We start from the raw sequence: 23365 nt of genomic DNA on the forward strand, positions 1-23365 counted from the left end.
GAAACATCCATGCGCATTGACGCCTTCGATTTTCATCTGCCGGAAGAAAACATCGCGCTGCGCCCTGCCGAACCGCGTGACGCTGCAAAGATGCTGGTCGTTGATCCGACACAGGCCGAACCGTTTGCCGATGCAGGCGTTTTGGATCTACCCGATCTGCTGCAACCGGGTGACGCGCTGGTTTTCAACAACACCAAAGTCATCCCCGCCCGATTGGAAGGCACAAGAACGCGTGGCGATGCGGTCGCTAAGGTGGGCGTGACCCTGCATATGAAAGAAAGCAGTGATACTTGGCGTGCATTCGTCCAAGGCGCGAAGAAGTTGAAAGTCGGCGAGACAGTCCAATTCGCCGATGATTTCAATGCAAAAGTGGAAGAAAAGAACGAGGGCGGAGAAGTGTTGTTCCGCTTCAATGTGAGCGCCGGCGATCTTGACGGATCGCTCGCCTCTTACGGCCATATCCCGTTGCCGCCCTACATTGCCTCAAAGCGGCCTGAAGACGAGAAAGACCGCAAGGACTATCAGACCATCTATGCTGAAAAAGACGGTGCGGTGGCGGCCCCCACAGCGGGACTCCACTTCACCGACGCATTGTTTGACCGTCTTGATGCGCGAGGCATTTCGCGCCACTTTGTGACATTGCATGTTGGGGCAGGCACCTTTTTGCCTGTGAAGGTCGACGATACCGACGACCACAAAATGCACTCCGAATGGGGTCTGGTCGATCAGGCCACTGCGGATGAGCTGAACGCTGTGCGTGCCGCCGGCGGTCGCATCGTGGCTGTAGGCACAACGTCTCTGCGCCTGCTGGAAAGTGCTGCAAGCGATGATCGCACCATTAAGCCATGGTCAGGACCTACAGATATTTTTATCCAGCCCGGATACCACTTCAAAGCCATTGACGCACTGATGACGAATTTCCATCTGCCGAAATCGACACTGTTCATGCTGGTAAGCGCCCTAAGCGGGTTGCAGACCATGCAGGCTGCCTATGGTCATGCGATTGCCAATGGCTATCGCTTTTACTCCTATGGCGATTCTTCGCTGTTATTCCCCGCGCCGAAGGCTTGATGGAGTCTTAAAACACTTACGCATCGTTTACCGTTTCCATGAACGAAGCCTTGAAACTTCGTCCCTATACACTGTCGCCATAACACCTCTCGCAAAGGGAGGGACGACGACGGGAACGTAAGGGCGACGAATATGGAAGAGCACGGCGACGGCATTGACCCTCGTGTTGGTTTGGACTTCACGCTTGAGGGCACAGAAAAAAAAGACACGATTATCGGGTCAAACCTCAATGACACGATCTACGGCTATAAGGGCAACGACACCATTTATGGTGACGGCAATGATCAACTCGTTGAAAATGGCAACATTGAAGGTTTTGCCAGCACGACGCTCGGCTACGGCTATACGACAAACGAAGCTGCTTATTTGGGTTCTTGGTATGCGCCACTGGGTCATTCTGTGCTGTTGGAAACAGAATTTGCATTGACCGACACAGGCCGTGGCCAGGTTTTGGAACTCGCTAGCGATGTGAACACATACATCGAACGCACGCTTGATCTGATGGCAACTGACTCGGTCTACGAGCTCTCCTTCGATATCGCCATGCCTGTTTATGAACGCGTCTTGGGTCGGGACGGCGTGCGGGTTGAATGGAATGGCGAGGTTGTCGCGACTGTGACGCCCGATTCCTACGACACATGGGAAACGGTAAAACTGGATATCACCGAAGGCACCGGCGATGGCACAAACACGCTGAAGCTCGTGGGTATCGGTCCCGAAAATTGGTGGGGTGCTGTTATAGACAACATCTCTGTCCAATCCACTGCACCGTCTCCGGGCAATGACTGGTTGAGCGGCGGAGACGGAAACGACAAGCTTTACGGCATGCAAGGTTCCGACTGGTTGGATGGCGGCATTGGCAAAGACCACCTTGATGGCGGCGAAGGCAACGATACCGCAACGTTCAAATCGGCAACGAGTGGTGTTTTGGTTGACCTTGCAGCAGGTCGCGGCTTCCGCGGCGACGCAAAGGGCGACACTTATACAAGTATCGAAAACCTGCACGGTTCCGATCACGACGACAGCCTGCGCGGAGACAACGAGCGTAACCGCCTCGTCGGTCATGATGGCGATGATCAACTTTATGGTCGTGGTGGCGACGATTATCTTTTGGGTGGCGACGGCGCAGACTACATCAATGGCGGCGCAGGCATTGATACGGTCGAATACGACTATTCCAAAGCAGCCGTTACGATCAGTCTCTTGGACGGAACCGGCAACGGTGGCTATGCGCAAGGCGATGAGCTTGTGGCAATCGAAAACGTGGTTGGCTCACATCACGACGATACGATCACCGGCGACAACAACAAAAACCGTCTCAATGGCGACGAGGGCGACGACATGCTCTACGGCCTCGACGGCAATGACACACTGATCGGTTGCTTTGGCGCTGACACGCTTGATGGCGGCGCTGGCACGGATACAGCCCATTATGGCCACGCTGAACAAGGCGTTGCCTTGAGCCTGATGACCGGCGGGACGGGCGGTGAAGCCGCTGGTGACACGTTTATCTCGATTGAAGCGGTCTACGGCACAGAGTTCGACGACACGATAGAAGGCGACAATGGCGTAAACCGTCTCAACGGTAACGACGGTGACGACATGCTGATGGGCGCAGGCGGCAACGATTATCTGATCGGCGGCGAAGGCGCAGACATGCTGGACGGTGGCGACGGCTACGATACAGCCGATTATTCCGGCGCAAGCGCTGGCGTGTCGCTGAGCTTGGCAACAGGCGGCACAGGCGGTGAAGCGGCTGGCGATACATATACTAACGTCGAAAACGTCTACTCATCCATCTACGCCGACGCCATCATCGGTGACGATGGCAACAACCGTCTCAACGGCAACGATGGTGATGATGTAATCGAAGGCGGCGATGGCCGTGATTACCTTACGGGCGGGGAAGGCAACGATACGCTGACGGGCGGCGATAGCCTCGATGTGTTCATGTACAAAGGCGCGTTCGGCAATGACACGATCACAGACTTTGTCGGTGGTTTCGGCATCGTGGATCGCATCTGGCTTGATGACATTGGATTCACAGACTTCGCTGACTTGACGCTGGTTGATCAAGGAAGCGACACGCTGATTGATGCTGGTGCGTTCGGCACTATCACGCTGACGGGCGTGACGTGGGACACTTTGGTCGCAGACGACTTCTTATTCTAGGCTCGATACACCCCAACAAATTTGGCAGGCGCCCATGCGAAAGCTGGGCGCCTGTTTCGTTTGGAACCATGCCAGCGTCGTTTCGCGCCTTTGCGGCTGGACGAAACCGCATTAGCTTTTGGGTCGTATTACTAGACAATAATGAATGCGGAAGGATCAAAAATGGTGCGTTTTATTCAAAAAGCCATAGTCGCGATGGCTTTGGCGCTTACGCCAGCGATGCCGAGCTTTGCCCAAAACGTTGAGGCCGAAGCGCCTGCCGCGTTGCGCGGGCAGGGACAGGCTATCATCGACGGTCAGTTCAAAGCGTTCCGTTCGCGTGATCATCAGCAGGCATTTGGCTACGCCGCGCCGACACTGCAGCAGGTTTTTGGTTCAACAGATCGTTTCATCGGCATGGTCAAGAACGGCTACGGCGCCATTTACGACGCGAAGCAATGGAAGTTTGGCCGCAGCCGCATGAAAGACGGTGATCTGTATCAGGAAGTCTTTGTCAGTGGCCCAAACGGCAAAGAATGGAAGGCGCTGTATACACTGCGCAAACAAGCCGATGGATCATGGAAAATTGGCGGCGTGCGCCTCATTCCGGCAGGGACTTTGGGAACCTAGTCTAAAGCGCTGGAATGTCGCCCCGTTCCCAAGCTGCGCTGCAAGCAGCTTGATAGTCAGCATAAGCGGCGGCTTCGATTGCGTCTCGTGCACCTTGCATAAGATCCTGATAATAAGAAAGATTGTTCCAAGTCAGCAGCATCCCGCCCAACGCCTCGTTGGAGCGGACAAGATGGTGCAAATAGGCGCGTGAATAATCTCGCGCCGCAGGACAATCGCTTTTCTCATCCAGTGGCCGATGGTCTTCTGCATGGCGCGCATTGCGCAAATTGATCTTACCGAAGCGTGTGAAAGCGGTGCCATGGCGTCCTGCTCGGGTTGGCATCACGCAGTCGAACATATCCACGCCACGGGCGATGGATTTCAGCAAATCGTCAGGTGTGCCGACGCCCATCAGGTAGCGCGGCTTTTCTTCCGGCAATTCAGGGCAGGTGACGTCCAGCATAGCCAGCATTACTTCTTGAGGTTCACCCACTGCAAGGCCACCGATGGAATAGCCCTTCAGGTCCATATCTTTGAGCGCATTGGCTGACTTGACCCGTAAAGCTTCGTTATCACCCCCCTGAACGATCCCGAACATCGCACGGGCATTGTGATCGCTTTGCGTTAGAAACGCGCTCTTGCAGCGTTCTGCCCAACGCAAAGACAATTCCATTGCCCGCTCGATTTCACTGACGGGCGCGGGCAGGGCGATGCATTCGTCCAACTGCATCTGGATATCACTGTCGAGCAGAGCTTGAATTTCTATGGAGCGCTCTGGAGTCAACTCATACTTCGAGCCATCAATATGACTTTGGAATGTGACACCGGTTTCGGACAGCTTGCGCAGTTGCGAGAGCGACATGACCTGAAATCCGCCCGAATCGGTCAATATTGGATGCGGCCAACGAGCAAATTCGTGCAGACCGCCAAGTTTGGACACACGTTCAGCGCCGGGCCGAAGCATTAAGTGATATGTGTTGCCAAGGATAACGTCTGCACCCAGATCGCGCACTTGATCCATATACATGGCCTTGACCGTGCCTGCTGTCCCGACGGGCATGTAGGCAGGGGTGCGTATTGTCCCGCGCGGCATGGAAAGCGCACCCCGCCTTGCTTTGCCATCAGTTGCTTTGACGGTGAATGTGAGATCGGCTGAAGTTTGCTCGCGCTCTGTCATAGCATCATCCCGCTAAGCGGCCTTTTTTTGTTTTCGGCTGGGGCGGGGGGAGTGGTGAGCCCGCACGGATTCGAACCGTGGACATCCTCATTAAAAGTGAGGCGCTCTACCAACTGAGCTACGGGCTCGCGCGACGATGTCACGAACGCGGCGAGCAATAGGAAATAGCCACGCCACGGTCAAGCGCTTCGAAGCGCGTGCGACACTTTTTTTGCCTGATGATGATCATGGGTTTTTGAACAAAGCAAGCAGCCGCTGACAAAGGTGTGACGAAGGGTGACTGTGCAGCGCCGCAATTGGGATGTATCACAAAGACCGGATTGGTATTTTAGGCTGGACTATGGGCGCAGACATTACTCTTTTCACTATTTTTTTTGCAGGAACGCTGTCGTTCATCTCGCCCTGCGTGTTGCCACTCGTCCCGCCGTATCTGACGTATCTGGCCGGTGTTTCCATTGAAGAGCTAACCGGAAGCAAAAAGTCTGCTGCCGTGACCGCCCGAGTGATGACCAACGCTTTTGCGTTCGTAATGGGCTTCACCGTCGTCTTCGTGGCCTTGGGTGCCGGGGCATCGACGATTGGCGCAATGGTGCGTCAATATCAAGAAGGTCTGGCGATGGTTGCCGGCGGCATCATCATACTGATGGGCCTGCACTTTCTTGGCCTATTGCGCATTGACCTGCTTTATCGAGAGTTGCGCTTTCAAACGGGCAATGCTGGCGGAATAGGGACAGCCACCCTCGGAGCAGATCAACCCAGCCGCTCACGCAGAGCCAGCCTTGGCGGCTCCTTCCTGATGGGCCTTGCGTTCGCATTTGGTTGGACGCCCTGTATTGGACCCGTTTTAGGCGCTGTGCTTTCTGTGGCTGGCAGCCGTGAGTCGGTTGGCGAAGGCGCGGGCATGTTGGCGATCTATTCACTCGGTCTCGGTGTGCCGTTCATGCTGTCGGCCTTGTTCGCCGAAACCTTCATGGGCTTCCTCCAGCGCTTCAAACGCCACCTGGGTACCGTTGAAAAGATCATGGGCGGTCTGCTGGTTTTGACAGGTATCATGTTCCTGACGGGCTGGATGCAGGATGCCGCTTTCTTCTTGTTGGAAACATTTCCAGCGCTGCAGGAATTCGGCTAGGCTTGCAGCCTGACTAAGCGGCACGGGAAATTTGATCATGGCAAAAGCTGCTGAGCGCTTGCGCGAACTGCGCGCATTGCTGGAATCGTCCGACCCAATTCCTCTGCTGGATACGCTCAAAACGCCTCAGGACGACTTGATTGGCATGGCTCAGTCAGACCAAGACCGCATCAAAGTGCTCAATCTGACCGGTTTTCACGCCCATACGAATGGCAAGTTTGGTGAGGCCTATGAACGGTTTTCGCAAGCATTTGAATTGAACCGTGATCTGCGCTCACTCGCCAACGCCTTGATCGCTGCTCGCAAGGGGAAAGACGCGGTTCCAGCGAGCAGGCGTGCCGAGCTCTTGGCAAGCGCACACGAAACCGGAAAAGCCGAACCGGATAGTGAGGCCAAGGCAGAGCTTTACGATGTTCTCACCCACAATTGCGGCGCTTGGGACATAGATGAATTAATAGCGCCGTTCGGTGCTGAATCGCTGCGCATCAAGGATGCATTGCAAAAACCATCATTCGATTTGGCAGCACGCGACCGTCCCATATTCGATTTCGACCGCAAGAACGCCAATGTGATCTCGTTTTCACTGTTTGGAACGAAGCCAAGGTATTTGAAGGTCGCCATTGAAAACGCGCGCGCTTGCCCGAACGTCTTTCCTGGCTGGACCTGTCGTTTTTATGTCGACAAAAGCGTTCCCACTGAAACGTTACAGCAATTAGCCGCCGCCGGGAGCCAGATTCACATCATTCCGAAGATGCACGACCCCAAGAGCGGTTCGGGCTTGTTCTGGCGATTTTTGGTGGCGTCAGATCCCAACGTCGATTTCTTCATGGTGCGCGATGCAGACAGTCTTATTTCAGTTCGTGAGAAATGCGCAGTGGATGAATGGGTTGAAAGCGACTGTGACTTCCATGTTTTGCGGGATTTCTATTCACACTCGGAACTGATGCTGGCCGGTCTTTGGGGCGGAGTTGGAGGGCGGATTGCAGACATTGCTGAGCTCATCAACACCTACACCAAAAGCAAAAAGCCAAACCGGCTGGGTGTACACAATCACGATCAGCTTTTCCTGCGCGGTGTTATATGGCCGTCAGTCAAAATGTCTCTGATGCAACACGACAGCGTGTTTGGCAGCCAGCTGAAATTTCCCAATGTTCGTAATTTTCCAAACGTAGGCAGGCTGCACCCTAAGCGCCATGTCGGTCAGAACATGGGAATTTTCATGAAAAACGGTGGCGAGTCCTAAGCCTTTTTGCGGGCAGGGAATGTTGCCAACACCACACCGCTGAGCACTGTCGCTATCCCCCAGAAATGAAACGGGAACAGAGTTTCACCCAAAAACAAAACGGCCAGCGCCACCCCGTATACGGGCAACAGATACAGAAAGATCGACGTAATCGACGAGCCGACGACGCGCACTCCGTTTTGAAACAGCGAAAACGCCAGCAGCGACGAGATGATGACCGTCGCTGAAATCAGTGCCCATGCCGTTAAGGTTGATGGGAAGGTAGCGAGCGAGACGGTTTCAAACGCTGCAAACGGCAGCAGCAGCACAGCGCCCGCACCCGCTGTGAGCGCAAAAAGAGGCAGTGTTTGTAACGGTGCCAGCTTGTCGGATTTCAGCCAAACCGAATAGACGGCCCAACTGAAGGCGGTCGCTACAAAAATCAAATCACCGACGTTAAACGACAAAGACAAGAGCGTTTCCAAAGATCCGCGAAAGACTATGATTCCGACGCCAGAAAAAGCAAGACCAATACCTGCCGCTTCCCGAATGTTCGTTTTGCGTCCACGGAAAAGCCAATCGATCACCAACACCATGACGGGAGCGGTGGTGTAGATCAGCGTGCCGTTCGTGGCGGATGTATATTTCAAAGCGACATAGACAAGAGCGCCGCAAATCCACATACCGAGAAACCCCAACATAGCGATTGTCGGCGTCAGAGACCCGATGAGAGCGCGATGGGTACGCAGCTTTGGCCATACAAACGGCAGCAGAATTAATGCGGTGAACGTCCATCGCAAGAAGGCCAGCGTGTAGGGTTCGGTGTGGCCGCCATCAATGCTGGCACGGCCGAATATGATGTTGGTCGAGAAGAACAGCGGCATCACAAACAACAGTGCCAACGCGACGCTGCGCTCGCGCGAAGGCGGCGTTTCCGCCGTTGCGGTGGTCATGCTTGTTTGTTTTGTCAAAGGATTGAGGAAGGCCCATTGTGCTTGGCCCCTCTATTGCAGGCTTCAGGCCAGTTCGTCCAGATCAACCGTTTCGTCGTCAAACTGTGCTTGTTCAATCTTCCATAGAAAATCGTAACCCACATCGTTCCAGATCAGATAGCCGTTTCCGCCGGCTACCGACGAAATGTCATAGTCATCGCGGCTGCCCGCAAGAATAATCGTATCGGTTCCGCCTTTGCCCATCATCACCTGATTGCCCTCAGTATCGAGGAAGAAATCATCGCCCGATGTGCCGTTGAGCAATTCGTTAGGGCCGCCGCGAATGACGTCAGGCTGGCTGCTTTCTTCGCGGAACAGCGCATTCACATCTGAGAAATTCTGCACCCCTTTCAGCAGAATCGAATTACCCTCAGCATCTGCGACCAAAAGATCGCGGCCTTGATCCGTGATTACCAGATCATCGATGGAGGAAACGCTGTCGCTTTGTAAAAAGTCGAGCGTGTCTTCGATGGTGGAAAAAGCGAGCGCCGTGTCGTTGCCTTGCGAGAAAATGATCGTGTCCGCGCCGCGCCCGGCGTGCAGGAAATCATCTCCCGCGCCGCCGTCGAGAATATCGCTGCCAGAGCCGCCATACAGACCGTCATTGCCATCTCCACCGACGAGCATATCCTCGCCACGACCGCCAAAAATTGTATCGTCGTCTCCCATGCCGAACAGCGCGTCGTCGCCGTTGCCGCCGATTACGCGGTCCGCGCCATCTCCGCCATCCAGCATGTCAGCGCCATTTTGGCCATAGAGCGTGTCATCGTCTGCGCCACCCCACATTTTATCGTCGCCATCGCGTCCGAAGAGACGGTCTTCGCCGTCTTGACCATGCATTTCCAGTTGTCCGTCATTGCCGAACATCCTGTCGTCGCCAGCACCGCCGAGCATTAAAGTCGCGTCTTCGGTTGCACGCAACACGTCGTCAGCATCGCCACCGCCCACGCGATCAAATGCGGTGAACACGTCCTCTTGCATGACTTCGACATCTGAATTGCGCTCAATGATGTCAGCCAACGTTACACCGCGCACGGCTTCAAGTTCCGCCTCGCTCATGCGGTTTTCGTGCCAGTAGCTGTCGCCGTCGCGAACGCGCATGAATTGATCGACTACGATGGTCTGAAACAGTTCGCCCAGCAGCGAGCCGTCAACAGGATCTTCCGCTAAACCACCGACATAGAGATCAATGTTGTCGACAGTGCCATAGAGTTCTTCCAAGCGCTCTTGCAGGACTTCATCGCTTGTAATGTCAGCAAAGCTCTCGGCACGGTCTAGCCCATAGGCTTCCCGTGCACCGTTATAATCATCGAGGCCGTGATCTCGGCCCCGCTGGATGTTGAGTGACGCCAAGTCAAAGCCACCTGCGCCGGGAGGACCGAAAAGGAAGTTCCGCACGTCATCAATAATTTGCGAATCCAGCTCTTCTGCTTCTTGGATACCCGCACCACGAAGCGTTTCTTCAATTCCACCCTCATTGCTCAGCCGGTCAGGACGGAAAAAGGCATCGCGGAGTTGTAGGTGCCCGAATTCGCTCTCGGAGCCGTCTTCCTTGAAGCGCAGAATATCGCTCGACAGCATCGTGTGACCGAGGCGGAACGCAGCGGTGGAAAATTCGTTGGCAATCTGTGGGTCCACGTCAGCTTTGTAACCATCCCACGCGGCAATCGCGTCTTCACCCACCAGTTTGGGCAGAAATTCGTTGAACGTGATGATCTGAAGTTGGGCCTCAACCGTTTTGCGGGCCTCTTGGAAGAGCGTCTCGCCATCCAAGGTCGGGTTTTCCTCGGCAAGCTCTTCGACCAAACGATTGTGCTCGCGGGCAAACAGCGTGTGCAGAGAAGCAAGCCCGATATTCTCGTTTGCGCGCACATCACCTGCAAGAAACAAATTTGGCGCTGTTGAAGGCGCATTGGCGAGGCCAGCGGTGTTGAAACCCATCAAATCGCCATCAGACATAATAAGTTTGCCATCGTCAGACCGCAGTGCGTCCATACGCTCTTGAGAAGAACCGTAAACGCTGCCCGCATCGATAAATGGAGTGATTTCGTTGATTTGCTCGCGGGGTGTTTCAGTACCCGTTTCTTCATCGAATGCAGAGCGCATAAACTGAATTTCGGATTCGCCGGTGCCGAGCGGGTCAAACATCAAGTCGCCAGTTGGCACCCGCATATTTGCCGGTTCTTGCGTCAGTCCACTTTCCGTTAGCGAAAGATCGTGGTCGATGAACTGGCCCCACATCCACATAAAGTTGGACAGTCCAAGTTCGTTGCCGATTGGTTCGTCCTGATCGAAGACAGCGTTGCTGACTTCACGAGCCAGCGGCCGGTCAGCGCCCGCCAAAGTGGAAATACCATCGCCATAGTCCGATTGTGAAACACGCAACAATTGCGTGTGCGTTTGTCCCATCTCGGGATTTTCGGAATTGTTGTTGGCCCCATTTGGCTCACGATACTCGGACATAACCCTCGGTTTCCTCAACTCGGGTCCAGATTGTCCCGAATTGAGACAGATCATGGACGACTTCCGCATTCAGGAAAAGGTATTGCAAGCGCTATGCCACAAGCAGTCGCGGCATATGGTAAACGCACGGAAAGCTAAAAGTTAGGAGGGTGGGGCCTCAGTCGGCGAAAAGAGGATCACCAGAATAGGCGGAAACTTCGCACGAAGTGTGGGCTTTTGCACAGAAACTTGTGGCCTTAGACAGACTGTCGAACGGGCCCAACACCAGAGCGGCGCGAAACTCTTCGCCCTCCTGGCGGAAACGCACCAGAGGCTCCGTATCTGTAAGATCGAGTTCGAGGTTGTCTTGTGTGCCTTGATATACGGACGACACAGCCTCCAACGGATTGTAGCCGCCCATAATAACGCCCAGCGGTGCGGGCGTCGCTTCCACTGGAGTCACGGCAATCGGTCCATCTTGCTCAACCCACTTTTTGACGGAGGCAGTGGTCATCGGATCAACGTCTTGCAAAGGCAACGAAGGTTGAGCTGGTTTAAGGACCGCCGCCATAAATTCTGGTTGTTCTTTCAACGTGTTCAGGTAGGCGGTGCCACCTGCAATGCCGCTGGCGGAAAATGCGAAGAATGCCCAAGCATAGATTGCAAAAGTTCCAATGCTGCTTTCACTCTTGCGAACTTGCTCAACGTGAAATTCTGCTGCTTCACGCGCAGCCCGCTTAGCAGACAGTTCGATCAGATCTTCCGCCTTCACCGATGGCTTTTGCTTGCCAAACTTCTTCATCATGCTTCCCCATAGGGTTTTCCCACCGTTGCACCCCGCTTGTTTATCGACCAAAGAAGGTTAAGAAATCGCAACTTTTGCGCCGCCGTTTTACTGCGGCTTAAGACCAATTCGCTTATTTGGCCTAGACTGCCAATTCGCAAGTCCTTGGGGATATCGATGTCAAGAACATGCCTAACAATCATCTTGGCTGCGGGTGAGGGCAAGCGCATGGCTTCCGCAATGCCAAAAGTGCTTCATCCCGTTGCCGGCCTGTCTATGGTTGGCCATGTCATCGCCGCCGCCAAACTGGCGGGAAGTAATGATGTGGCGGTTGTGGTAGGCAATCAGGCGCAGCGCGTCTCGCAGCATGTTTTGGCGTTAGACAAGAGCCTGAAAGTCTATGAGCAAACCGAACGCAAGGGCACGGCCCATGCCGTTCTCGCGGCAAGCGAGGCCATACAACAGGGCTATGACGACATCATAATCCTGTTCGGTGATGTCCCGCTTCTGAAAGCGGAGACCTTGGCAACAGCCCGACAGGGACTTGCCAATGGTGGCGATATCATCGTGTGCGGGTTTGAGACCGCAACGCCCCATGGTTATGGCCGGATGATCATGGACGGTAATTCTCTCGTCGCTATTCGTGAGCACAAAGATGCAAGCGAAGAAGAGCGCCAAATCACCTTCTGCAACAGTGGCATCATGGCCTTTCGCGGCGACAGGCTTTTAGACCTGCTGACGGCTGTGAAAAACGACAACGAACAAGGCGAATATTACCTACCCGACACCGTTCAGATTGGCGTTGCGAATGGCTTGAATACGATGGCCGTTGAGGTACCGGAAAACGATACTCTGGGCGTCAACGATCGGGTGCAATTGGCGAGGGTGAGCGAGCTATGGCAAGCGCGCAAAGCCGAAGAATTGATGCGTGCAGGCGTGACAATATCAGCCCCGTCCACGGTCTTGTTTCAACACGATACAGTGGTTGAACCCGATGCTGTGCTTGAGCCCAACATCGTATTTGATGCAGGCGTGATAGTTAAAAGTGGCGCGACCATCCGATCTTTTTCTCACCTGGAGGGCACCATCGTTTCCCAAGACGCTGTAATTGGCCCGTTCGCACGGCTGCGGCCGGGAACGGTGATCGAGAAATCGGCAAAGGTCGGCAATTTCGTTGAAACCAAAAACACGGTTCTCGGTGAAGGCGCAAAAATCAATCATCTGTCTTACATCGGCGACGCCAAGGTTGGCACCAAGGCCAATATCGGGGCAGGGACAGTTACCTGCAACTACGATGGCGTAAACAAGCACGCCACAACCATCGGCGCAGGCGCATTTATCGGCACCAATTCGTCGCTGGTCGCGCCTATCGAAATTGGCCGCGATGCCATGACCGCCGCTGGCAGTGTCGTCACCAAAGACGTGCCAGACGAAGCGCTTGCGGTGGAACGCAGCGAGCAGAAGACAATAAAGGGATTGGCAGCGAAAATTCGCAAGCGCAATCAGGCAATAAAAAATGCTAAGAAGGCTTAGGCCACTTCTCGGCTGACACGCATTAACGGTTGAAACGTTTTGTGAGTTATTTTTGCGTGCGACAGTGTTAAGCCGCCGCAGACATGGGTGCAGCGCAGACACAACCTGACTCGGGTCCGAGTCTGCAAGCTAAAGGGGTTGAACGGATATGTGTGGAATTGTTGGTATCATTAGCACGCGCCCCGTCGCGCCGTTGATCGTCGATGCGCTGAAAAGATTGGAATACCGTGGATACGATTCCGCAGGCGTCGCCACGCTTGATGGCGGCAAACTTGGTCGTCGCCGCGCCGAGGGCAAGTTGGGTAATCTGGAACAACGCCTCTCAGACGAACCGCTGGCGGGCACAATCGGCATCGGCCATACGCGCTGGGCTACCCACGGCGCCCCTGTCGAGGTCAACGCCCATCCGCATTTCTCAGAAGAAGTCGCGGTTGTCCACAACGGTATCATCGAGAATTTCCGCGAACTGCGTCGCGAGTTGGAAGCCAAAGGGTTCACCTTTTCATCTCAAACAGACACGGAAGTCATCGCGCATCTGGTGGCTTCACACATAAAAGACGGGCTTGCCCCGCAAGAGGCCGCGCTTGCCGCAATCAAACTTCTGCGCGGGGCGTTTGCTTTAGCCGTATTGTTTGGTGGTCATGACGATCTCATCGTCGCCGCGCGGCAAGGCCCGCCACTAGCAATTGGTCATGGCGAAGATGAGATGTATCTTGGCTCAGATGCGGTGGCACTGGCACCGTTTACGAACAAGATTACCTATCTGGAAGATGGTGATTTTACCGTTCTTACAAAGACTTCCTATCAAATACTCGATCTTGATGGCAACAAGCTGGAACGGCGCCAACAGATCTCCGGCGGCAGCGCGATGCTGGCGGATAAGGGCAATCACCGCCATTTCATGCTGAAAGAAATCTATGAACAGCCCGAAGTGATTGGCCACACACTCGGCCACTACCTTTCCTTCAACAACCTCCAAGTGAACCTGCCTGAAAGCGGTGGCTTGGATTTCGCCAAGATCGACCGGATCAATATGACGGCTTGCGGAACCGCCTACTATGCCGGGCTCACGTCAAAGTATTGGTTCGAAGGTCTGGCGCGATTGCCCGTCGACATCGATATTGCGTCAGAATTTCGATACCGCGAAGCGCCGCTTTCGAAAGACGGCCTATCGCTGTTCATTTCGCAATCTGGCGAAACCGCAGACACGTTGGCCGGTTTGAAATACTGCGAAGAGCAGGGCCAACACCTTGCCGCAGTCGTGAATGTTCGTGAATCGACCATCGCTCGTGCGTCCCACAGCGTTTTCCCAACGCTTGCCGGGCCGGAAATTGGCGTTGCATCCACCAAAGCCTTCACATGCCAATTGTCGACGTTGGCATCGCTAGCGGTTGCCGCAGGCGTTCAGCGCGGTCACATTGACCGCGAACGCGAAAAGCAATTGGTGCGCGATCTGTCGGAAGCCCCACGCTATGCAAACGAAGTGCTGCATCTTGAGGATACGATTGCAAAATTGGCACACCGTCTGGCGAACAAGCAGCACGTTCTGTATCTGGGTCGCGACACGAATTTCCCGCTCGCTATGGAAGGCGCGCTGAAGCTCAAAGAACTTTCGTATATACACGCTGAGGGTTATGCGGCAGGCGAGTTGAAGCACGGACCGATTGCTTTGGTGGACGAGAACATGCCCATCGTTGTGATTGCGCCGCATGACCGTATTTTCGAAAAAACCGTATCCAACATGCAAGAAGTCGCTGCCCGCGGCGGACAGATTATCTTGATCACCGATCCCAAGGGCGCCGAGGCTGTCGGCATGGACGAGGCAGAGATCATCGTGATGCCGGAAATGCCGGAGATCATCACACCGATCATTTACGCATTGCCCATTCAGATGCTCGCCTACCATACGGCCGTCCACATGGGCACCGATGTGGACCAACCGCGCAATCTGGCAAAATCGGTAACGGTCGAGTAACCCGCCACTGTCATGCCTCAATGGTGAATTGTATGGTTGCTCGAACAAGGGCATGATGGAGCGCGCGCGAGAGGTGCGCTCAAGCGGGCAGGGGCCACAGGCTACCTGAATAGGACATTGGCAAAAAACAAAGACATGGCACCAGAAAAGCGTGCGCGCACATCGGGCATGGCGCGGCTGAGGAATTATTTCTTCACCGGCTTTGTCATCTGCGCGCCATTGTTTCTGACGATTTATCTCACCTGGTCGATCATTGAATGGGTCGATTCCTGGGTGAAGCCCTACATCCCCCGCGTCTACAATCCAGACGAATATCTGCCCTTTGCGGTCCCCGGTTTTGGACTGATCGTTGCCCTTTTCCTCATCACAATTGTTGGGTTCCTTACGGCAAACCTTATTGGCCGCTCCATAGTCGGCTACGGAGAGCGCTTGCTGGCGCGAATGCCGGTGGTGCGCAACATCTATTCAGCGTTGAAGCAGATATTCGAGACCGTTTTTGAAGGCGACGCCTCCAGCTTTCAAAAGGTCGTCCTGGTCGAATACCCGCGCAAAGACCTCTGGGCATTGGCTTTCGTCGCCACCGATACACTTGGCGAGGTTCAAGCGAGGCTGGATCAACCAGCGGGCAAGACCGTCAGTGTCTTTCTACCAACTACTCCCAATCCGACATCAGGCTTCCTGCTTTTCGTGCCGAAAACCGATGTGATTGAGCTGGATATGAGCGTTGAAGAGGCCGCGAAGCTTGTTATTTCTGCTGGATTGGTCGCGCCGGATTTCGAAAGCAAAAAGGCGGCGGCCATTGCCGCCCATGAAAAAGCCAAGCAGGTTCGTAAAAAGGAAAAGACCTAGCCTGCTTGCAACAAGCGCACGGCGTCGTCTTTAGAGAACAGATAAAGCAAGACTCGCAGCGCTTGTCCGCGTGGGGAAGCCAAATCTGGATCGTCATTCAAGATCAGACGCGCATCGTCTCGCGCAATCTCCAATAATTCCCCGTGCTCTTCGGCTCGCGCTATTTGAAAGCCCGGTCCGCCAGATTGACGGGTGCCGAGAATTTCACCTTCGCCCCGCAACCGCAAATCTTCTTCCGCTATGCGAAATCCGTCTTCCGTCTCCCGCATGATCTTGATCCGCGCTTGAGCCACTTCGCCGAGTGGAGCTTTGTAAAGCAGCAGACAGGTCGATGCCATCGATCCGCGGCCAACTCGTCCGCGCAATTGATGCAGTTGCGCCAGCCCAAAGCGTTCCGCGTGCTCTATCACCATAATCGTGGCATCCGGCACATCAACGCCCACTTCGATCACGGTTGTCGCCACTAGAACCTGGGTGCGTCCATTTTTGAACGCATCCATCGCTGCATCTTTCTCCGCAGGTTTCATGCGTCCGTGTATCAGCCCAACTCTTTCGCCCAGCACTTTTTGCAAGGCAGCAAACCGTGTCTCGACAGACGTGACAGGCAGTTCGTCGTTGTCTTCCACAAGCGGACAAATCCAATAAATCTTGCCGCCCTTTGCCACCGCATCGCTCACCCGGCCGACGAGTTCGTCCAGCCGTTCCATCGACAGGGCATTGGTGATGACTTTTTGGCGTGTGGGCGGCTTTTCATCGAGTTTCGAGACATCCATATCGCCAAAGAATGTCAGCACCAGCGTACGCGGGATGGGCGTCGCCGTCATGACAAGAATATCCGCAGCTCCGCCCTTTGAGGCGAGCGATAACCGCTGATGGACGCCGAAACGATGTTGCTCGTCTACTATGCCCAAGGCCAGGTCTTTGAACACAACATTGGCTTGAAAGATCGCGTGGGTGCCAACCAATAGATCAATGTCGCCGGACGCCAATTCCGCATAAATCCGCTCGCGTTCCTTGCCCTTTTCCCGGCCTGTGAGAATGGCCAGCCGAATACCTGCTTTCTCAGCCAGCGGCCCAATAGTCGCCAGATGCTGACGCGCGAGAATTTCGGTGGGCGCCATAATGGTAGCCTGACCGCCAGCCTCAATCGCGGCAGCGCAAGCGAGCAACGCAACGATGGTTTTGCCGGAGCCGACGTCGCCTTGAAGCAGCCGCAACATGCGCTGAGGGTTTTCCATGTCTGAAACGATCTCACCGACAGAGCGCTTTTGTGCACCAGTGAGTTCGTAGGGGATAGCGTCGAGAATGATGCGCCGTTTCGAACCATCCCCTTTCCACGCTTTGCCAGCGCCGCGTTTCATCTTTGAACGCACCAATGCCAGCGCCAATTGGCCCGCCAGCATTTCATCATAGGCGAGACGTTTCCAAGCGACAGCTTGGGGCGAAACGTCGAGCGCATCTTGCGGATTGTGAAGACGGCCCAAGGCTTCCTGAACGGTCGGAAAGCTCTGCCGCGCCAGCACATTTGCCTCAATCCACTCTGGCAGATCGGGCAGATGGGTGACAGCAGCGCGGACCGCCTTGTTTATGATCTTCTGTGAAATGCCTGCAGAGAGCGGATATACCGGCTCAATCATCGGCAATTCGTGCAGCTTTTCTTCCGCCACCACATAATCGGGATGAACCATTGCAGCGCGACCGTTAAACCAATCCACCTTGCCGCTGACATAACGCACGGAGCCAACCGGCATCTGCTTTTCCAGCCAAGAGCCTTGGCCGTGGAAATATGTGAGAGCCATTTCGCCCGTCTCATCGTGGACATAGATGCGATAGGGCAGCCGTCCTTTGCCGCGTGGCGGCGGCTCGTGGCGGTCGATACGCACTTTGATAGTCGCCAGCACACCTTGATGCGTGTCGGCAATTTCCGGCCTGTTGCGACGGTCAATCACTGAATGGGGCAGGTGGAACAGCAGATCAATCACCCGCGCACCCGTGTCGGGGTTGTTTCCACGCAGCAGCTTGGTCAACGACACCGCAAGTTTCGGCCCAATGCCGGGCAGCTTTTCGACGGGCGCAAACAGCGGGTTGAGGATATCGGGACGCATTGCGCGACCGTGCCAAGACGGATCAACTCCCGCAAGATGCGGCTACCCGTCTCACACCTAAATTTCATCAGCCTTTTCGGCTGACACATGCTCCACGCTTGCCTATAAGCGCAGAACCTAATTTCAAATCGCCATAGGTCTGTTCCGATGCGCACCTCTGCAAATCTCGATCCCCGCCGCAAAATGCTCCTGTTCCGCGCTTGGCATCGAGGCACGAAGGAGATGGACCTGGTGCTCGGTAATTTTGCAGACGCTGAGTTGGAGAACCTCACGGACGCCGAACTGGATGATCTGGAACAATTGATGACCGCGCCTGACCCTGAAATCTACAAATGGCTCTCTGGCACGCATCCCATACCGGAAAACTGGGATACGCCGATCGTCCACCGCATTCGTTTGTTTCACGGGACGGCAGATACGGCCACATGATTTCCCAACCGCTCAAGCGGCTTGCCAATTGGCTGTATGAACCAGGCACCACAAGAGCCGGGGGCGTGCCCGATGGATACGAAGCCCATGTCCTCGCCCATCTATTGCGCGAAGCCTCCGAGCGCGGTGGTGCTGCGGAGCTTGTCTACATTGCGCGGGACGGACAGCGGGCACAGGACATTGAAGCAACCTTCGGCTTTTTCGCTCCGTGGGCGGATATCGTGCACATTCCCGCGTGGGATTGTTTGCCCTATGACCGTGTATCCCCCAGCAGCGATGTTTTGGCGCAACGCATTTCCGCGCTTTCGATGATCGCGCGAGGCGATGCGCTGGAGCGTCCCCGCCTAATCACGTTGACACCGAATTCACTGCTTCAGAAAGCCCCGCCACGATCCGTTATGGGCGCACAGGTGATGCGCCTTGCACCGGGGCAGATGGTGGAGATGGAAGAATTGGTCGGTTGGCTGGAGGGAAATGGCTTCCAACGCACACCGACCGTGCGCGACGCGGGTGAGTATGCGGTGCGTGGTGGCATCGTTGATCTGTTCGCCCCTGGCGCGGTGAAGCCCGTGCGGCTTGATTTCTTCGGTTCGACGCTGGAGAGCGTGCGTGCCTTCGATGCTGAAAGTCAGCGAACGGAAGAGCAATTGCGCGAAGTGAACCTTTCGCCCATGAGCGAAGTAACACTCGACCCCAAAACAATCGCCCGCTTTCGAACCAACTATCTCTCCACCTTTGGCGCAGCCACCCGCGATGACGCGCTCTATGCCGCTGTCAGCGAAGGCCGTCGGTATGCGGGCATGGAGCATTGGTTGCCGTTGTTTTACGGCAGTCTTGAGACCGGCTTTGATTATCTATCAGGCAAGAAACTGGTGGTCGACAATCTGGTCAATCAAGCATTGGAGCAGCGTTGGGATCAGATAGAAGATCACTACGAGGCCCGGGTGCGTGGACAGGACTCCAGCGACGGTGAAGGTGGCACGCCCTACAAGCCCGTTCAGCCGGACACGCTCTATCTCGATCACGAAAAGGCACTTGCTGGAATCAAGGCTTTTGACGCACTGCACCTTTCACCTTTCGAAACGCCGGACTTTGAAGAAGGAGTTCGGACGCTTTCTCTAGAGGCGCGTCAGGGACGCAACTTCGCGGCTGAAAGAGCATCGGGTCAGGGCAATATTTTCCAACTGCTGGCCGACCATGCCGCGAATTTGCGTGATGAGAGCAAGAAGGTGGTCATTGCCTCTTGGAGCGCAGGCGCTCAGGATCGGCTCGTTCAGGTGCTGGAAGAGCATGATCTGACCAATGTAAAACGCATCGAGAGTTTCGCGGAGTTGGAGACACTGGACCAAGGCGTCACCGCGCTTGCTGTAATCGGCATCGAATCTGGTTTTGAAGATCCACAATTCGCGATCATTGGAGAACAGGACGTTCTGGGCGATCGGCTCGTCAAACGCCGCTCCGGAAAGCGCAAAGGTTCCGATTTCCTCTCAGAAGTCTCCAGCCTTTCGGCAGGTGATGTGGTCGTCCATGTCGATCATGGCATTGCCCGCTTCCACGGCCTCATAACAATTGAAGCCGCTGGCGCACCGCACGATTGCCTCGAACTGCGCTATCATGGCGACGACAAACTGTTCCTGCCAGTGGAGAATATCGAACTCCTCTCGCGTTATGGCTCCAGCGACACCGAAGTCATGCTGGACCGTCTCGGCGGCGCAAACTGGCAGGCGCGAAAGGCGAAACTCAAGAAGCGCGTGCTGGAAATGGCAGGCGAACTTATCGCCATCGCTGCTGCACGCAAGCTCAAGACCACCGATCCAATCCGATTGCCGGAAGGGTTGTACGACGAATTCGCCGCCCGCTTCCCCTATGAGGAGACCGAGGATCAACTAACCGCCATCGAAAGCGTGCTTGGCGATTTGGCGTCTGGACAACCTATGGACCGCCTAATCTGCGGCGATGTGGGCTTTGGCAAAACCGAAGTTGCCCTGCGCGCCGCGTTTGTAACCGCAATGGCGGGAAAACAGGTTGCGGTTGTGGTGCCGACAACGCTGCTGTCGCGCCAACACTACAAGACGTTCACAGAACGCTTCCACGGTCTGCCGCTGAAAATTGCTCAGGCTTCGCGCCTCGTCGGCTCCAAGCAGCTCTCCGAAGCCAAGGCGGGCGCGAAGGACGGGACGGTGGACATTATCGTCGGCACCCATGCGCTGCTTGGCAAATCGGTCGATTTCAAACGGCTGGGCCTGCTGATCATCGACGAAGAACAGCACTTCGGCGTGAAGCACAAAGAGCGGCTGAAAGAGTTGAAGAACGATGTTCATGTTCTCACACTTTCCGCCACGCCTATCCCGCGCACACTCCAACTGGCGCTGACGGGTGTGCGCGAACTGTCGCTCATCACCACCGCGCCAGTGGACCGCATGGCCGTGCGAACCTTCATTTCGCCCTTTGATGGCGTGACCATCCGCGAAGCATTGCTGCGCGAACGCTATCGTGGCGGACAGAGTTTCTATGTCTGCCCAAGGCTTTCCGATTTGCGAGGGCGGCAAGAATTTCTCTCCGAACAGGTGCCGGAACTGAAGGTTGCAATCGCCCATGGGCAAATGCCACCATCGGAGCTGGAAGACATCATGAACGCCTTCTACGAAGGCCAATATGATGTGCTTCTATCCACTACCATCGTGGAATCCGGTCTCGATATCCCCACCGCTAACACGTTGATCGTGCATCGGGCCGACATGTTTGGTTTGGCGCAGCTTTACCAGCTTCGGGGTAGGGTGGGGCGCTCCAAAACTCGCGCCTATGCGATGCTTACCTACAGCGCGAACAAACTGCTTACGCCAGCCGCAGAGCGCCGCCTTAAAGTGCTGCAAACGCTCGACACGCTGGGCGCGGGCTTCCAACTGGCAAGCCACGATCTCGATATTCGCGGTGCGGGCAATATTTTGGGCGAAGAGCAATCCGGCCACGTCCGCGAGGTGGGTTTTGAGCTTTATCAGCAAATGCTGGAAGAGGCTGTGGCCGAACTCAAAGACGGCGGTGACGGCGAGATAGAGGGCAAATGGTCGCCACAGATCACCGTCGGTGCAACCGTGATGATCCCGGAAAGTTATGTTCCTGATCTTACCCTGCGCATGAGCCTCTACCGTCGCTTGGCCGAACTGGATAACGCTGAAGACATTGATGCTTTCGGCGCAGAAATGATCGACCGCTTCGGCCCGTTGCCGGAAGAAGTAGATCACTTGCTCAAGATCGTGTTCGTTAAAGCTCTGTGCCGCCGCGCCAATGTCGAAAAGCTCGATGCGGGGCCGAAGGGCGTCGTCATCCAATTCCGCAACCGCGAATTTGCCGATCCTGGCGCTTTGATCGGCTGGATTGGCGAGCAGGGCTCGCTCGCAAAAATTCGCCCCGACCAGTCCATCGTGCTGCAACGTGACTGGGCGACGCCCGAGAAACGCTTGCGCGGTTCTGCGGTTGTCATCAGCCAATTGGCGAAAATGGTGGCTTAAACCGATTTAGGTGCTTCAAATTCGTTTGCCGCTGGCTTATCAGAGCGCAACAGCTCTCGATCAAGGCCCCAACCATGACAGCCATCGAAACAATCCACGCACGCGAAATCCTCGACAGCCGCGGCAACCCGACAGTCGAAGTCGAAGTCGTTTTGGAAGACGGTTCCTTTGGCCGCGCTGCGGTGCCTTCCGGCGCATCGACAGGAAAATACGAGGCAGTTGAGCTGCGTGACGACGACAAGGACCGTTATTTGGGCAAAGGAGTCGAGAAGGCCGTTGCTGCCGTCAACGACGATATCTTCGACGCACTCGCCTATATGGACGCCGAAGAGCAAGTGCGCATTGACCGCATGATGATTGAGCTCGACGGCACGCCGAACAAATCAAAGCTGGGTGCCAATGCCATCCTCGGCGTCTCGATGGCGGTGGCGAAGGCTTCTGCCGAGTGCTGCGGCTTGCCGCTCTATCGTTATATCGGCGGCCCTTCCGCCCGCGTGCTGCCGGTGCCGATGATGAACATCATCAATGGTGGCGAACATGCCGATAATCCGATTGATTTTCAGGAATTCATGATCATGCCGGTCGGCGCGCCAAGCTTCCGCGAAGGGCTGCGGATGGGGGCGGAAATCTTCCACATGCTGAAAAAGCGCCTGCACGATGCCGGTCACAACACCAATGTGGGCGATGAAGGCGGCTTTGCCCCCAATATCGGCTCCGCGCCGGAAGCTCTGGATTTCGTGATGCAGTCCATCGAGAAAGCCGGATACAAACCTGGCGAAGACGTGATGCTGGCGCTCGATTGCGCGGCGTCGGAATTCTACAAGAACGATGTCTACGATCTTGCAGGCGAGGGGCGCAAATTGTCGTCAAATGACATGGCGGCCTATCTGGCGGAACTCGCGCAGAAATATCCGATTATTTCCATCGAGGACGGCTTGGATGAAGACGACTGGGCCGGTTGGAAAACCGCGACAGACACGATGGGCGCGACCTGCCAGCTCGTGGGCGATGATCTGTTCGTTACCAACACCGAGCGTCTTTCGCGCGGCATCAAGGATGGTGTTGCGAATTCCATTCTCGTGAAGGTCAACCAGATCGGTTCGCTGACTGAAACCCTAGAAGCCGTCGATATGGCACATCGCGCGTCTTACACAGCTGTTATGTCTCACCGCTCTGGAGAGACGGAAGACACGACGATTGCCGATCTTGCCGTTGCTACCAATTGCGGACAGATCAAAACCGGCTCGCTGTCGCGCTCCGACCGTTTGGCGAAATACAACCAGCTTCTGCGAATCGAGGAAGAACTTGGAACCCAGGCAGAGTATGCCGGCATGTCGGTGGTTAAGTCAGCCTGAAGAGCGGGTGCTTTAGGATCAGTAAGGATT

16 protein-coding genes and 1 tRNA gene are annotated in these 23365 nt (G+C 55.3%); 11 read left to right on the forward strand and 6 right to left on the reverse strand.

From position 1 onward, the window contains the following. Positions 1 to 9: 9 nt before the first annotated feature. The 3 genes from queA to ACFQ14_RS16100 all read left to right on the forward strand — a co-directional run bounded on the left by queA (position 10) and on the right by ACFQ14_RS16100 (position 3852). A complete protein-coding gene (gene queA, locus ACFQ14_RS16090) occupies positions 10 to 1071 on the forward strand; it encodes a tRNA preQ1(34) S-adenosylmethionine ribosyltransferase-isomerase QueA (protein WP_377213781.1) in 1062 nt (353 codons plus the stop codon). Between the two features lie 132 nt (positions 1072 to 1203). Beyond that, the gene (locus ACFQ14_RS16095) at positions 1204 to 3243 is read left to right on the forward strand and encodes a calcium-binding protein (protein ID WP_377213782.1); all 2040 of its coding nucleotides are present in this window, start codon (positions 1204 to 1206) and stop codon (positions 3241 to 3243) included. Between the two features lie 162 nt (positions 3244 to 3405). Next, on the forward strand, positions 3406 to 3852 hold the full coding sequence (locus ACFQ14_RS16100; protein ID WP_377213783.1) for a DUF4864 domain-containing protein: 447 nt from the start codon (positions 3406 to 3408) through the stop codon (positions 3850 to 3852). Between the two features lies 1 nt (position 3853). Here the strand turns inward: ACFQ14_RS16100 and tgt are convergent, their stop codons facing one another. Together tgt and ACFQ14_RS16110 are read right to left on the reverse strand one after the other, a co-directional pair. Beyond that, positions 3854 to 5011, reverse strand: coding sequence for a tRNA guanosine(34) transglycosylase Tgt (gene tgt / locus ACFQ14_RS16105; protein WP_377213784.1), 1158 nt, complete (start codon positions 5009 to 5011; stop codon positions 3854 to 3856). Positions 5012 to 5063: 52 nt separating this feature from the next. Next, positions 5064 to 5139: transfer RNA gene (locus tag ACFQ14_RS16110), tRNA-Lys, on the reverse strand. A 212-nt stretch (positions 5140 to 5351) separates the two neighbouring features. Between ACFQ14_RS16110 and ACFQ14_RS16115 the strand changes: the two genes are divergently transcribed. Together ACFQ14_RS16115 and ACFQ14_RS16120 are read left to right on the forward strand one after the other, a co-directional pair. Then, positions 5352 to 6140, forward strand: coding sequence for a cytochrome c biogenesis CcdA family protein (locus ACFQ14_RS16115; protein ID WP_377213962.1), 789 nt, complete (start codon positions 5352 to 5354; stop codon positions 6138 to 6140). Between the two features lie 37 nt (positions 6141 to 6177). Further along, positions 6178 to 7383: a hypothetical protein gene (locus ACFQ14_RS16120; RefSeq protein WP_377213785.1), complete on the forward strand. Its 1206-nt coding sequence runs from the start codon at positions 6178 to 6180 to the stop codon at positions 7381 to 7383. Here the strand turns inward: ACFQ14_RS16120 and ACFQ14_RS16125 are convergent. From ACFQ14_RS16125 to ACFQ14_RS16135, 3 genes are all read right to left on the reverse strand, one after another. Continuing rightward, entirely contained in the window at positions 7380 to 8315 is a 936-nt protein-coding gene (locus ACFQ14_RS16125; RefSeq protein ID WP_377213786.1) for a DMT family transporter, read from the reverse strand. The genes ACFQ14_RS16120 and ACFQ14_RS16125 overlap by 4 nt on opposite strands. 63 nt (positions 8316 to 8378) lie before the next feature. Continuing rightward, positions 8379 to 10817 (reverse strand): peroxidase family protein, encoded by a 2439-nt coding sequence (locus tag ACFQ14_RS16130; RefSeq protein ID WP_377213787.1) that lies wholly within the window; start codon positions 10815 to 10817, stop codon positions 8379 to 8381. Positions 10818 to 10974: 157 nt separating this feature from the next. Next, positions 10975 to 11601 (reverse strand): hypothetical protein, encoded by a 627-nt coding sequence (locus tag ACFQ14_RS16135; RefSeq protein WP_377213788.1) that lies wholly within the window; start codon positions 11599 to 11601, stop codon positions 10975 to 10977. A gap of 156 nt (positions 11602 to 11757) precedes the next feature. On the opposite strand from ACFQ14_RS16135, the gene glmU reads away from it, so the two are divergent. The 3 genes from glmU to ACFQ14_RS16150 all read left to right on the forward strand — a co-directional run bounded on the left by glmU (position 11758) and on the right by ACFQ14_RS16150 (position 15937). Then, the gene (gene glmU, locus ACFQ14_RS16140; RefSeq protein ID WP_377213789.1) at positions 11758 to 13113 is read left to right on the forward strand and encodes a bifunctional UDP-N-acetylglucosamine diphosphorylase/glucosamine-1-phosphate N-acetyltransferase GlmU; all 1356 of its coding nucleotides are present in this window, start codon (positions 11758 to 11760) and stop codon (positions 13111 to 13113) included. A 148-nt stretch (positions 13114 to 13261) separates the two neighbouring features. After that, positions 13262 to 15088, forward strand: a complete 1827-nt coding sequence (gene glmS, locus ACFQ14_RS16145; RefSeq protein WP_377213790.1) for a glutamine--fructose-6-phosphate transaminase (isomerizing) — start codon at positions 13262 to 13264, stop codon at positions 15086 to 15088. Between the two features lie 168 nt (positions 15089 to 15256). Then, on the forward strand, positions 15257 to 15937 hold the full coding sequence (locus ACFQ14_RS16150; protein ID WP_377213963.1) for a DUF502 domain-containing protein: 681 nt from the start codon (positions 15257 to 15259) through the stop codon (positions 15935 to 15937). On the opposite strand, the gene recG is transcribed toward ACFQ14_RS16150, so the two are convergent. After that, entirely contained in the window at positions 15934 to 18042 is a 2109-nt protein-coding gene (gene recG / locus ACFQ14_RS16155; protein WP_377213791.1) for an ATP-dependent DNA helicase RecG, read from the reverse strand. The two genes, ACFQ14_RS16150 and recG, sit on opposite strands and share 4 nt — an antisense overlap. Positions 18043 to 18189: 147 nt before the next feature. Here recG and ACFQ14_RS16160 point away from each other — a divergent pair, with 147 nt between their 5' ends. From ACFQ14_RS16160 to eno, 3 genes are all read left to right on the forward strand, one after another. Next, positions 18190 to 18471, forward strand: coding sequence for a succinate dehydrogenase assembly factor 2 (locus tag ACFQ14_RS16160; RefSeq protein WP_377213792.1), 282 nt, complete (start codon positions 18190 to 18192; stop codon positions 18469 to 18471). Next, a complete protein-coding gene (gene mfd / locus ACFQ14_RS16165; RefSeq protein WP_377213793.1) occupies positions 18468 to 21980 on the forward strand; it encodes a transcription-repair coupling factor in 3513 nt (1170 codons plus the stop codon). Before ACFQ14_RS16160 ends, mfd begins: the two co-directional genes overlap by 4 nt. A gap of 74 nt (positions 21981 to 22054) precedes the next feature. Then, positions 22055 to 23335, forward strand: a complete 1281-nt coding sequence (eno, locus tag ACFQ14_RS16170) for a phosphopyruvate hydratase (protein ID WP_377213794.1) — start codon at positions 22055 to 22057, stop codon at positions 23333 to 23335. The last annotated feature ends 30 nt before the right edge of the window (positions 23336 to 23365 follow it).

The organism is Pseudahrensia aquimaris (genome assembly GCF_042676045.1).
Lineage (GTDB): Bacteria > Pseudomonadota > Alphaproteobacteria > Rhizobiales > Rhizobiaceae > Pseudahrensia > Pseudahrensia aquimaris.